Source organism: Leisingera sp. S232 (assembly GCF_049800895.1).
In the GTDB taxonomy this organism is placed as follows: Bacteria; Pseudomonadota; Alphaproteobacteria; order Rhodobacterales; family Rhodobacteraceae; genus Leisingera.
Window position 1 is genome coordinate 7,501 of sequence record NZ_JBNAFX010000050.1, and the last position, 13,336, is coordinate 20,836.

The 13,336-nt window shown below is 60.0% G+C and carries 7 protein-coding genes and 1 pseudogene (1 of these 8 cut by a window edge); 2 read left to right on the plus strand and 6 right to left on the minus strand.

The window, feature by feature from the left end:
- Positions 1–1,854, minus strand: the 5' portion of a protein-coding gene (locus ACP151_RS19800; RefSeq protein ID WP_424980587.1) for an FAD-dependent oxidoreductase. The gene continues 192 nt to the left of window position 1, outside the view; only the first 1,854 of its 2,046 coding nucleotides appear in the window; the start codon lies at positions 1,852–1,854; its stop codon lies off the left edge, out of view.
- A 126-nt stretch (positions 1,855–1,980) separates the two neighbouring features.
- Here ACP151_RS19800 and ACP151_RS19805 point away from each other — a divergent pair, with 126 nt between their 5' ends.
- Positions 1,981–2,595: a TetR/AcrR family transcriptional regulator gene (locus ACP151_RS19805; RefSeq protein WP_424980588.1), complete on the plus strand. Its 615-nt coding sequence runs from the start codon at positions 1,981–1,983 to the stop codon at positions 2,593–2,595.
- Positions 2,596–3,056: 461 nt separating this feature from the next.
- Here ACP151_RS19805 and fdhF read toward each other — a convergent pair whose 3' ends face one another.
- The 5 genes and pseudogenes from fdhF to ACP151_RS19830 all read right to left on the minus strand — a co-directional run bounded on the left by fdhF (position 3,057) and on the right by ACP151_RS19830 (position 12,237).
- Positions 3,057–5,831 carry a formate dehydrogenase subunit alpha gene (fdhF, locus tag ACP151_RS19810; protein ID WP_424980589.1) on the minus strand — a complete coding sequence of 925 codons (2,775 nt, stop codon included), beginning with the start codon at positions 5,829–5,831 and terminating at the stop codon, positions 3,057–3,059.
- A 3-nt stretch (positions 5,832–5,834) separates the two neighbouring features.
- Positions 5,835–7,523: an NAD(P)H-dependent oxidoreductase subunit E gene (locus tag ACP151_RS19815; protein WP_424980590.1), complete on the minus strand. Its 1,689-nt coding sequence runs from the start codon at positions 7,521–7,523 to the stop codon at positions 5,835–5,837.
- Positions 7,524–7,615: 92 nt separating this feature from the next.
- A complete protein-coding gene (locus ACP151_RS19820) occupies positions 7,616–8,527 on the minus strand; it encodes a LysR family transcriptional regulator (protein WP_424980591.1) in 912 nt (303 codons plus the stop codon).
- Between the two features lie 51 nt (positions 8,528–8,578).
- Positions 8,579–9,103: a winged helix DNA-binding protein gene (locus tag ACP151_RS19825; RefSeq protein WP_424980592.1), complete on the minus strand. Its 525-nt coding sequence runs from the start codon at positions 9,101–9,103 to the stop codon at positions 8,579–8,581.
- A 336-nt stretch (positions 9,104–9,439) separates the two neighbouring features.
- Positions 9,440–12,237, minus strand: a pseudogene (locus tag ACP151_RS19830) (Hint domain-containing protein).
- Positions 12,238–12,381: 144 nt separating this feature from the next.
- Between ACP151_RS19830 and ACP151_RS19835 the strand changes: the two are divergent.
- On the plus strand, positions 12,382–13,336 hold a 955-nt coding region (locus ACP151_RS19835), incomplete at its 3' end, for an IS481 family transposase (protein ID WP_424980202.1).

A 13,336-nucleotide genomic window follows, 5' to 3' on the forward strand; every position in this document is an offset into this window, starting at 1 on the left:
CAGATCATCCAGGGGCAATGTCCCATAGTTCAGGATCACCTGATCATATTCAGCCTGATATGAGTGCGCGCTGTAGTCCGTGCCAATAGACGCCACCAGTCTGTTGCCATCACCTGCCAGCCCCTTGAGCCGGCGGGCAACTGTGAAGGTGACATCCTTGTTCTGCAACGCCCGCATATAAGGCACCAGGTTCATCCCCATCACCTCCGGCGCAAAGCTGCGGTCGGGGGTCATGATCTCAACCCTGGCACCGGCGCCAGCAGCCACTTCCGCTGCCATCAGCCCGGGGTGGTCGCCGCTTTCATCATAGACCAGAACATTTGCGGCCGGTTTCACATCGCCCGAGATAATGTCCCAGCTGGACACCGCATGCGGCAGTTCCGTGCCGGTTTCATGCAGCATCATGCAAGGCATCCCGCCCGTTGCCACGATGACAACATCCGGGGTCAAAGCCAGAACATCCTCTGCCTCCGCCCATGTGTTGAAACGGAACCTCACGTCCCGCGCTGCGCATTGCGCCATGCGCCAGTCGATGATGCCGATCATTTCCGCCCGTCGCGGATTTTGCGCTGTCAGCCGAACCTGGCCGCCCGGCTCTGCTGCGGCTTCGAAAACGGTCACCTCGTGGCCGCGTTCTGCGGCAACACGCGCCGCCTCCAAGCCGCCTGGACCTGCGCCCACGACCACCACCTTCTTGCGGATCTGAGCCGGTGCGATCTGGTGCGGCATAGACAGCTCGCGGCCGGTGGCCGCATTGTGAATGCACAGCGCCTCCCCCGCCTGATAGATCCGATCCAGGCAATAGGTCGCCCCAACGCAGGGGCGGATGTCGTCCTCACGTCCTTCCATGATCTTTTTGACGATATGCGGATCCGCCATATGGGCCCGGGTCATGCCGACCATATCCAGCAACCCGTTTGCGACCGCATGGCGCGCGGTGGCCACATCAGGAATGCGGGCCGCATGGAAGGTCGGCATGCCGGTTGTCTTCTTCACTTCGCCGGCAAAATCCAGATGCGGTGCCGCTGTCATGCCCTGCACCGGGATCACATCCGTCATCGCCGGATCGGTGTGAATGCGGCCCCGGATCACGTTGAGAAAATCCACCATCCCGCTGTCAGCCAGGCGCTTGGAAATCTCGATCCCTTCTTTTGCCGTTACCCCGCCCGCTTCCGCTTCATCCGCCGTATAGCGCAGGCCGACGATAAACTCGTTGCCGACCCGTTTGCGAATTGCCCGCAGCACATCCATCGGAAATTGCATCCGGCTGTCCAGCGTCTGGCCGCCATAAGGCCCGTCCAGGTCATTGGTCAGTGGCGACCAGAATTGATCCAGCAGATGGCCATAGACCTGCAGTTCAATCCCATCCATGCCGCCTTCTTTCATCCGCTCCACCGCGTCGGCAAAGTCTGAGATGATCCGGGAGATATCCCAATCCTCCGCCAGTTTCGGAAACGACCGATGCGCAGGTTCCCGGTGGCGCGAGGAGCTGACAGAGGGCAGCCAGTCGCCTTTGTTCCAGCCGGTCCGGCGGCCCAGATGGGTCAATTGGATCATCACGGCTGCGCCGTGCTCATGCACTTGATCGGTCAGGTTGCGGATCCAGGGCACCACCTCATCCTTATAGGCAAGGATATTGTTGAACACCGGCGGGCTGTCCCTGCTGACAGCCGCGGACCCTGCCGTCATCGTCAAGGCCACACCTGCTTTGGCACGTTCAGCGTGATACGCTGCATAGCGTTCCTTGGGCATGCCATCTTCCGGGTAGGCCGGTTCGTGGCTGGTGGTCATGATCCGGTTGCGAAGTGTCAGATGCTTTAGCTGATAGGGTTGCAGCAGCGGATCTTTGGACATGGGGTCTCCTGGCACTGTGTCTCGGCTTGGCGGCGTGTCTCGCCCCTCTTGACACATATGTCGATTAAACAACCATACCTGTCAAGAAAAGTTGCGCCCACTCTGCCCCGCTGCTATGGCTGGCGCATGGACACACAGGACATTGCCCGCCCGCGGCTCAGCGAAGAAGACTGGCTGGCAGCCGCCTATGAGATGCTGACGGAAAGCGGCGTGGAGGCGGTAAAGGTGATGCCGCTGGCCAAGCGTCTTGGCGTTTCGCGGACCAGTTTCTACTGGCACTTCACCGACCGGGAGGAGTTGCTGGAAGCGATGGTGCGACGGTGGGAAGAGCGGAACACCGGCAATCTGGTGGCCCGCACCGAGGCTTATGCCGAAAACATTGCCGAGGCTATGTTCAACCTGTTCGACTGCTGGATCGACCCGGACCTGTTTGATGCACGGCTGGATCTGGCAATCCGCAACTGGGCACGCAACGACAGCAACCTGCAAGCACAGCTGGATCAGGCTGATACCCGCCGGGAACACGCCATGACAAACATGTTCCTTCGCTTCGGATATCAGAAACAAGATGCCCTGATCCGGGCCCGGACCATGATCTACACCCAGATCGGATACATCTCGATGCAGGTGCATGAAAGCAAAGAATACCGGATTTCCCTAATGCCCGGCTGGATAGAGGTTTTCACCGGCAGCCGCCCGACACAACGGGATCTGGACCGGTTCCTCGCCCGCCACGGCTGATCAGTTTCACTGCCTGGCACCACGGCTGCCCAACAAGCAAGCACTCCCGCCCGCCGCGCAGGCATCCCAGATGCCAGCCCGCCAGTTGGGCCGGGCGCCGCGCCTTTCAGGCGCGGCGCGGGTCGCTCATGGCGCAGCCAAAGCGAAAAACCTCAACACCACATGCCAGATGAAAGAACGGCTTGCTGGCAGACCTCCCGTTTTCCCCAGCCAGTCCACTTCCGACGCTTTTACGATTGCTTACAACCACACCCTAGATGTCCATTGGACTGAGTGGACACCAAGATCACTGAACAACAGCGACGGGGGCCGGGCGCGTCGGACTCTCACCATGCCGCCTTGTCCCATCCGGTGCTGACGCGCGATACCGCGCCGGGCGCCAGCCCGGCGCCACCAAAAGAAACGGGCGCGGAACCCCTGGTTCCGCGCCCGCTCTGTTTCCTCAAACAGATTTTGCCCGTTTACTCGGCAGCGATCTGCCCTTCGACCTTTTCGACCTTCACCGCCGAGAATTTGAACTCGGGGATCTTGCCATAGGGGTCCAGAGCCGGGTTGGTCAGGATGTTGGCCGCCGCTTCCACATAGGCGAAGGGCACAAACACCATGTCCTCGGCAATCGCCCGGTCGGCCCGGGCCATGATCTCGATCGAGCCGCGGCGGGTGGACAGGCGCACCATTTCACCCGGTTCAACCCCCATCAACTTCAACGTGCGAGGGTTGAGCGAGCAGTTCGCCTCCGGCTCCACCGCATCCAGCACCAACGAGCGCCGAGTCATCGACCCGGTGTGCCAATGCTCCAGCTGGCGACCGGTGGTCATGATCATCGGATAATCCGCATCCGGCGCCTCATCCGGCGGGATCACCGAAGCCGGGGTGAAGCGGGCCCGGCCCTCAGGGCGCGGGAAGCCGTCGCCGAACACAATCGCCTGACCGGGGTCGGTCTCATGCAGCGACGGATAGGTGATGGTCTCGGTCTCCAGACGCTCCCAGGTGATGTTGTTCAGCGACTTCATGTTCAGCTTCATCTCGGCAAAAACTTCGCTGACATCCTTGTAGTCCCAAGGCAGCCCGATGCGCTGCGCCAGTTCGACGGTGACCTTCCAGTCCTCGCGTGCCTCGCCCGGAGGTGCCACAGCAGGGCGCACCCGCTGAACCTGGCGGTTGGTGTTCGACACGGTGCCGTTCTTTTCATAAAGCGCCGAGGCCGGCAGGATGATGTCGGCATAATTCGCCGTCTCGGTCAGGAAGATGTCCTGAACGATCATCAACTCCAGCTTGGCAAAAGCATCGCGCGCGTGATCCGCATCCGGATCGGACATCGCCGGGTTTTCACCCTGGATATACATGCCCTTGATATTGCCGACATAGGCCTGGTCCACGATCTCGGTCACCGTGAGGCCCTTCTCGTTCGAGAAGTCGCCGCCGCCCCAGACATCGGTGAACCTCTTGCGGACATCATCCGAGGTCACGGTCTGATAATCCGGCAGGAACATCGGAATGAGGCCCGCATCAGACGCGCCCTGCACGTTGTTCTGACCGCGCAGCGGGTGCAGGCCGGCACCCGGCTTGCCCACGTTGCCGGTCATCAGCGCCAGCGAAATCAGGCAGCGCGAGTTGTCGGTGCCATGAATATGCTGAGAGATGCCCATGCCCCAGAAGATCAGCCCTGCATTGGCATTGGCAAAGATCCGGGCAACACGGCGCAGCTGGTCCGGTTCGATGCCGCAGATTTCCGACATCTTCTCGGGTGTGAACTGCTTCAGGTGCTCTTTTTCAGCTTCCCAGTTTTCGGTCCAGCGGTGGATGTACTGGCTGTCATAAAGCTCTTCTTCGACGATCACATGCATGATCGCGTTCAGCATCGACACGTCCGCACCGGGGCGGAACTGCAGCATTTCAGTCGCAAAGCGCCGCATGCCGACACCGCGCGGATCCATCACAATGAGCTTGCCGCCGCGTTTGGTGAACTGCTTGAAGTAGGTCGCGGCCACCGGGTGGTTCTCGATCGGGTTGGAGCCGATGATGATCGCCACATCTGCGTTTTCGATCTCGTTGAAGGTCGCGGTCACAGCACCGGAGCCGACGTTTTCGATCAGCGCCGCAACCGAGGAAGCATGGCACAGACGGGTGCAGTGGTCGACGTTGTTGTGCTTGAAGCCCTGGCGGATGAACTTCTGGAAGAGATAGGCCTCCTCATTAGTGCATTTCGCCGAGCCAAAGCCCGCAACCGATTTCGGATCTTCATCGCGCAAGCGCATCAGCTCTTTGCCCGCCAGATCCATCGCCTCTTCCCAGGTCGCTTCGCGGAAATGGGTCGACAGGTTGCCGGGATCGACGTTCAGGCCTTTGGCCGGCGCATCGTCGCGGCGGATCAGCGGCTTGGTCAGGCGGTGCGGGTGGTGAATGTAGTCAAAGCCGAAGCGGCCTTTGACGCACAGACGGCCTTCGTTTGCCGGGCCGTTGATGCCCTCGACATGTTTGACCTTGCCGTCCTTGACCTTGAGCGAGACCTTGCAGCCGACGCCGCAGAACGGGCAGACGCTTTCGGTCTCGGAATCGTAATCCTTGCTGTCACCGACCTGATTGTCATCCAGCACGGTGGCGGGCATCAGCGCGCCGGTCGGGCAGGCCTGCACACATTCGCCGCAAGCCACACAGGTGGACTGGCCCATCGGGTCCGCAATATCGAAGGTCGGATAGGCATCGTGGCCGCGGCCGGCCATGCCGATCACGTCGTTCACCTGCACTTCGCGGCAGGCGCGCACGCACAAACCGCAGGAGATACAGGCGTCCAGGTTCACCTTCATGGCGATGTGGCTGTCATCCAGCAGCGGGATGCGGCCCTCTTCCAGCTTGGGGAAGCGGGATTCCGTCACCCCGTTCAGCTCGGCCATGTCCCACATGTGGGAGGATTTGTCGTGCGCCTCTTCCTGCTTGGGCTGGTCAGCGACCAAAAGCTCCATCACCATCTTGCGGGCATTTTCGGCGCGCGCATTGTTGGTGGTGACAACCATGCCTTCGGCGGGTTCGCGGATACAGGAGGCCGCCAGCGTGCGTTCGCCTTCGATCTCCACCATGCAGGCACGGCAGTTGCCGTCCGGGCGGTAACCCGGCTGCGGCTTGTGGCACAGGTGCGGGATTTTCAGTCCGCGACCGTTGGCGACTTCCCAGATGGTCAGGCCTGCTTCAGCCGTGACCTGTTCGCCATCGAGTGTGAATGTGACTTTATCGCTCATGGCTTATACCTCCTCGGGGAAGTGTTTGATGGTCAGGCGGATCGGGTTCGGCGCAGCCTGACCCAGACCGCAGATCGACGTATCAACCATCGCCGCGCTCAGCTCTTCCAAGAGGCCCTGATCCCAGGTCTTCTCGCTCATCAGCTTGACAGCTTTCTCGCAGCCCACCCGGCAGGGGGTGCACTGGCCGCAGCTTTCGTCTTCGAAGAAACGCAGCATGTTCAGCGCCGCGTCGCGAGCCGAATCCTGATCGGACAGCACCACAACAGCAGCGGAACCGATGAAGGTGCCATGCGGCTGCAGCGTATCAAAGTCGAGCGGAATGTCGTTCATCGAGGCAGGCAGCAGACCCGAGGAGGGCCCGCCCGGCTGATAGGCCTTGAAGGCATGGCCGTCCAGCATACCGCCGCAGGCTTCGATAATGTCGGTGATGGTGGACCCGGCAGGCAGCAGATGCACGCCCGGGTTCTTTACCCGGCCAGACACGGAATAGCTGCGCAGGCCCTTGCGGCCGTTTTTCTCAACCGAGTTCAGGCATTCAGGCCCTTCGCGGTTGATCTTGCAGACCCAGTACAGTGTTTCGATGTTGTGGACGAGGGTCGGACGGCCGAAGACACCCACTTGCGCCACAAACGGCGGCCGGTGGCGCGGCTCGCCGCGCTTGCCTTCGATCGACTCGATCATCGCGCTTTCTTCACCGCAGATATAGGCCCCTGCCCCGCGGCGCAGATCAATATACCCTTGCTCGACGAGACCGGCGTCTTCCAGTGCTTTGATCTCACGGCGCAGAATTTCCAGCACCGCAGGATATTCGTCGCGCATGTAGATAAAGGCTTTCTCGGCTTCGACGGCCCAGGCCGCCATCAACATGCCTTCAAGGAAGACATGCGGGGTGCGCTCCAGATAGTAGCGGTCCTTGAAAGTGCCGGGCTCGCCTTCGTCACCGTTCACCGCCAGGTAACGCGGGCCTTCGTTGGCACGCACAAAGCCCCATTTGGTGCCAGACGGGAAACCAGCGCCGCCCAGGCCACGCAGACCGGCTTCTTTGACTTTCGCCTGAACCGCTTCCCAGTCGCCATTTGCGCGCAGGTCTTTCAGCGTCGCATAGCCGCCTTCTGCTTCATAGGCCGCAAAGGTTTCATACTCAGGCACATGCGCATGGGTATCATCCGCCGCAATCGCCGCGTCCACCTTTTCAACGGTGGCGTGGTCGATGTGGTTGTGGCCAATTTCCAGAACCGGCGCAGTATCGCAACGGCCCATGCAAGGCGCGCGCAGCACGCGTACCTGGCTTGCGTCCAAACCGTCTTCCAGCGCCTTTTGCAGAGCTTGCGCCCCTGCCAGTTCGCAAGACAGCGAATCGCAGACCCGGATGGTCAGCGCCGGCGGCGGGGTTTCGCCTTCCTTCACCACATCGAAATGGGCGTAGAAAGTCGCGACCTCATAGATCTCCGCTTGGCCGGTGCGCATTTCCTCGGCCAATGCCCGGATATGCGCGGCGCTGAGGCAGCCATATTTGTCCTGAATCAGGTGCAGGAACTCAATTAAAAGGTCACGGTTGCGCGGGCGGTCCCCCAGCAATTCCTGAACCTCGCTCAGCGCAATGTCGTCGACCTGGCGGCCTTTGGGCGTCTTGCGCCCTTTGCCTTTGCCGGACTTCCATACGCCCTTGCTATCATCCAATGGTGCCATGGGATCCTCCAGTCAGCACGTCTTTGGCCACGAAATGCCATCAAGAATGGATATCGTCAAATCTGGAAAATGGATTGCACGATCAGGAATGCTTATGATGCGATTTGCGACATTCTATTGTCCACAAACGTCGCAACCACCTCTTTCAAAGCGCGCACGGTTATCAGTTCCGGCGTCCGGTCCAGAGTCGCGATGCAAATCGGGCGCGCCTGCTCCGGCTCCACCAGCGCCAGCACCCGTGTACCGCCAAGTTCGCCCAGCGCCGCCATCAACGCGCGCGGCAGGATTGTCGCTGCCGATCCTTCCCGCGCAAGAATCATGGACGCCATGAAGCCATTGGATTCGGAAACGATCTCCGGCTTCAGCCCCAGGTCAGCAAAGATCCGATCCAGGATTCGCCTGTTCTGCATCTGCTGATCCAGAAGACTTAGCGGCAGCTCTGCCGCTTCCGCCCAGCTGATCGTATCGCCGCGCCCTGCAGCCATGCTCTGTGGCATCAGCAGCACGTAGCTTTCCTCGTAAAGCTTCTGAACAGTCACCAGTTCGCGCCCTATGCCGTCAGCATAGGTAATGCCAGCGTCAATTGTCCCGTCATAAAGCCGCTGCTGAATCGCCAGCGAGGTGGTAACGTCCACCTGCGCCAAAATCCGCGGGTAGGTCTGATGCACCTGATCCACCAGCTGCGCCGCCCAAGCGGTGGCTGTCGGCACCACCCCCAGCACCAGCCCGCCGGTCACTTCGCCGCGTGTTGCGGCAATCTCCTGCTCCAGGGCCTTGGCATCATCGAGAATCGAGCGCGCCCGGCGCACGATCATCTGCCCCTCTTCCGTCAGACCCTGGAAACGGTTTGCCCTGCGGACGATGGACAGGCCCAGCCGCTCTTCCAGATTGCGTATCCGCATCGAGAAAGCCGGTTGCGACATGCCGCAATCCGCAGCTGCCTTGGCAAAATGCTTGTGCCGCGACAAAGCGGTCAGCAGCGTAAGGTCCTTGAGTTCGATCATGATGGAACCTTAAGCTGGTGCCTCCTGCCTGCACAATGATACAGTGCTGTCTCAGCCCTGTTTGCTGCTACGGCCGGTGCCGTCGGTGGCCCCGTAAATTCCGGCCAGCTCCTCCAGGACCTTCAGAGCGTTTTCCAATTCTCTGCTCATCCCGGAAAGGTCCGGATACGCCTGCCGCACAAGATCATTCCGTGCGGCCTGCATGTCAGCGGCCATACGGTTTCCGTCTTCCGTGAGGCTATAGGAAACGCCGGACCGGCCGGCCCCGTATTTGCGGGTCAGCCCCGCAGACGCCAGCTTGCGTAAGGAATACTGGATATTCGGGATATCCACGCGGTTTGTGATACGGGCCATTTCCTTGATGGACTTGGACCCGCTGCCCTCGCCGATCAGCAGCAGCAAGGTGATCTCGGCACCTGTCAACGACACGCCGCTCAACCGTTCAAAGCATTCCGCCTGCCAGCGGATATGGCCCTCATGCGCCCGTTGCACTGCCAATTCCAGGCTGCGCAGACTGTAACCGGGCTGCTGATCAATTGGTGTTGAAAAGACATGCTGGCTGACTGACTGATCCAATGAACAACTCCAATAAATGATGCCCGTAACCAGGCTGAATGATGTGGATCAGAAACGCGGCGCTCTGGTTGCGCTCTCCCTGACCGCGATGCAGGGAAGGCAAGCACCTCTGCTTCAGGCCGGGGTCAATTCTGGAAATCCAACTCAAATATTGCGCAACATATCAGGCTAAAACGTCAAAACTTCAATACCCTGACCGGGCTTGCGCCAAATTTGCCCACAAGTCCGAAAACAAACTGCACGACAACACACCTGCCAATTTCACAGAATGCCAGCCGCTGTGTTACCGATGCGCCAGCAACCACAGGGAGAGAATGCCCGACCCGCAGCCGCGGTTCATGACAAAAGCATATCTTTCAAGTCTCGCCGCTTTATGGCGCGACGCGCCAGGCTTCCGTACGTCGCGCGCACCTGTTTTCTGTCTTCGTCACTGGCAATGAAGACCGCAGAAGCCAGCTCGGAAAACAGCTCAAACAGCTCTTGCATAGCTTCAGCAGGCAGTCCGCGAACCGCCTCGGGACCCGGCCAGAAAGTCTCCGTTGCGATACCCTCGGCAAAGATCACCTCATGCCTCTCTGTCAGGAGATGCACATAAGTTACTGGCGCATTCCCGCCGCTCACTTGAACGCAGCAGGTATCCACCTCTGCCAGCAATTTTGCGGAAAGGAAACTTTCGTCAAAGCGCCTGTCCCCGTCCAACGCCCCACGACCAATCAGCAGGCGGTGCTGCGGTGAAAGCAGCATCGGCCGCTCCGGTGACAGCACTCCGCCTGGGCTGACCCGATAGGGCCTCAGATGCGGGCGCTGCACCAATTCCCCGGGGCAAAGGGTGCGGCTGCCTGTCCAGATGACCGGTTGATAGCCATTGTCAGCCGTCTGCAGCAAGTCACCGGCCCGGACCTGCCCGGCCGGCACCGCCCCGCGCTGCGTGGCAAGCAGCACTTCAGGTGTGAAACAGGGAATGCCGGCAAAATACATCTGCTGCACAGTCGACATCTGGGCCGGGGCGATCCCCTGCAGAACAAGCTGTTCTCCACCCGGAAAGGTGAGCAATGCATTGCCGGAACCATCATCGCCCACAGTGATGTCCCAGGCACGCACGGCCCCAGCTGGGCCAGTGCCTCCCGTCAGCGCAGAGACGTCCAGTTGATCATTATAGAAGCCGTCAAAGTCGTCATCGCCCGTGCTGAAGTCGGTGATCGTATCGGCGCCGCCACCGCTGCTCAGGATCAGTTCATCATAGCCTATGCCGCTGGTGATCGAGTCATCACCGGCCCCGAAGGTCACCGTGTCACCACCAGCCCCTGCATCAATCACGGTGCCGACGCTGTCTGCGGCAGCATCCACAACATCCGCTTGATCCGTGAGAGTGAGCGCCTCGATCTCGGAGAAGGTGATCGTATCCGTGCCGTCGGTGATGGTACCGGCCTCATCTCCGGTAAAAGCGACAGTGACGCCTGCGGTGACCCCTGAGACGTCAACGGTGTCATAGTCTGTGCCGACCTCGCCGCCGGTCAAAGTGTCATTGCCAAAGCCATCCGACATCTCGAAAGTGTCGGCATCGGCCTCGCCATGCATCGCGTCGGCACCGCTGCCGCCGATCAGCAGATCATTGTCGGTGCCGCCGACAAGGCTGTCGTCGCCGGCCGAGTTTCGAAGGGTATCATTGCCGGCCCCGCCGATCAGCGTGTCATTGCCAAGACCCGTGGTCAGGCTGTCGTCGCCATCGCCGCCCTCAATGTAGTCGTCACCATCGCCACCGGCGATCGTGTCGGCACCAAGACCGCCGATCAGAGTATCCGCCCCTGTCCCGCCGTCCATCACATCGGCGCCATCCCCGCCGTCAAGACTGTCACTGCCCGCCTCGCCGTACATCAGATCCGCATCGGCGCCGCCGGACAAATGGTCGTTGTCATTCCCGCCATAGAGGGTGTCGTTGCCGTCACCGCCTTCCAGGGTGTCGTTGCCGTCGGTGGCAACTATGCTGTCGTTGCCGGTGCCACCGACCAGGCTGTCATCCCCGGCCGAGTTTTGCAGGGTATCATCGCCTTCACCGCCAATTAGGGTATCATTGCCCAAACCCGTGGTCAGGCTGTCGTTACCGGCGCCACCTTCAATATAGTCATTGCCCTCGCCGCCGGAGAGCGTGTCGCCGCCTGCCCCGCCAATCAGGGTATCAGCGCCTTATCCGCCTTCCAGAACGTCATCGCCCTCACCGCCGTCCAGGCTGTCATCCCCCTCTTCGCCCTGCAGCGAGTCATCCCCACCCTGGCCAAAAACCACATCGTTGCCGTCGCCACCCAGCACCGTGTCGGCGCCTCGCTCCAGCGGGGTGACGACCGGATCGTCGATGACATCCCCAGACAGTGTAAACCCTGCCAGTCCATCCCGCGTCTGCAGGGTGAATTCGATCGATGAACGGTCTTCGAACGCCGCGGAAAACCAGGCGCTCTGATCTGTATATGCGTTCTCCTGGGTCCCGACTGCCGTTACCAAACTGCCATCCGTGGACATGCTGAGATTGGAATCCGAGGAGACACCAAAGGAAGTGAAAATACCGCCATCAATAACGACGGCCTCGGCATCTCCGTTGCCGCTGTTATCGTCGATGTAGTTAAAAGTGGCCGTGGAGTTCAGATAGACCGGTTCACCGGTTGAAGGGTCGAAGAATTCCAGACGGAACGTTGCCCGATCGCCCGCCTCGTCCCCTTCCAGCAAGATTTCCGCACCATCGGTATAGCCGAACTGCACCCACATGTCCGGGTTGGTCTTCTCTACCAGAACCAGCTTGCCCCAGACCTTGGTGCCGTCCTCCAAAGTCGCAACATCACTGAAGACAGCGTAATCGCCATCTGAGCCTTTCCAGCCATCATGCGTCACGCTTTGGATGTTGCCGATTTTCAGTTCAAGCGGGCTGGCGTCCCCCCCTGCTCGAACCCGTCACCCATGTCTCCATAAATGACATCATCACCTTCGCCGCCATCGATGAAGTCACTGCCTTCTTCACCCGCTACGGTGTCAGCGCCTTCGCCCGCCTCGATGACGTCATCATCGGTGCTTCCTGCTAGTTTGTCGTCGCCCTCTGTCCCCTTCAGGGATGCAAGCAGGCCGGCCAGCCAGTCAGGTATGGGCATAGTCAAATCTCATTCTTGTTACACGCAAGCCCGAACTCTGGGTTCTTGTGACACAGCTGCCGTTACGTTCCTCAATACCTGCACTAGGTGTTTGATCCCATGGTTTGATGGTGCGATCTGTTCTTTGGAATGGAAGGAAGCACTATGGGACAAGTTCGTCACGGGAGCGCCACGACCACGCACGCTGTCAGAGCAGCAATACAGCGATCGCAAGCTTCGATCGCGGCGCTGAGCAAGGAACTCGGGATCAACCCGAAGACTGTTGCCAAGTGGCGAAAGCGCGAGACCGTTGAGGATCGCAAAACAGGGCCGAAAGAGCCTCGCTCAACCATTCTCAGTCAAGCCGAGGAGGCCATGATCGTCGCATTTCGGCGGCATACGCTACTGCCGTTGGATGATTGCCTCTATGCGCTCCAGCCCTCGATCCCGCATCTGACGCGGTCAGCGCTGCATCGGTGCCTTCAGCGGCATGGCATCTCGCGCTTGCCGGATGTCGGGGGCGACAAGCCTAAGCGGCAGAGGTTCAAGCGCTACCCCATCGGCTTTTTTCATATCGATATTGCCGAGGTGCAGACTGCGGAGGGCAAGCTGTATCTTTTCGTTGGCATTGACCGGACCAGCAAGTTTGCAGTCACCCACCTCGTCGACAAGGCAGATCGCAAGACCGCCTGGGAATTCCTCGAACATTTGCTCAAGGCGGTCCCTTATCGCATCCATACGATCCTGACCGATAACGGTATCCAGTTCGCCGAACAGCCACGAAACCGGAACAGAGTATACTCCCGGCAGATGCGCTTCGACATGATCTGTGAGGCCAACGGGATCGAGCATCGCCTGACCAAACCGAACCATCCGTGGACCAATGGCCAAGTCGAGCGGATGAACCGCACGATCAAAGAGGCGACAGTGAAGCGATACCACTACGAAAGCCACGATCAGTTACGAACACATCTCGGCGACTTCATGGCTGCCTACAACTTTGCCCGCAGACTCAAAACTCTCAGCGGCCTCACGCCCTACGAATACATCTGCAAAATCTGGACTTCAGAGCCAGATCGTTTCATCATCGATCCGATCCACCAGATGCCGGGACTGAACA

Excerpts from the sequence above, each read along its gene's own strand:
- ACP151_RS19815 (WP_424980590.1), bottom strand. The coding sequence starts at position 7,523 with ATGGCACCATTGGATGATAGCAAGGGCGTATGGAAGTCCGGCAAAGGC.
- ACP151_RS19820 (WP_424980591.1), bottom strand. The coding sequence starts at position 8,527 with ATGATCGAACTCAAGGACCTTACGCTGCTGACCGCTTTGTCGCGGCAC.
- fdhF (WP_424980589.1), bottom strand. The coding sequence starts at position 5,831 with ATGAGCGATAAAGTCACATTCACACTCGATGGCGAACAGGTCACGGCT.
- ACP151_RS19805 (WP_424980588.1), top strand. The coding sequence starts at position 1,981 with ATGGACACACAGGACATTGCCCGCCCGCGGCTCAGCGAAGAAGACTGG.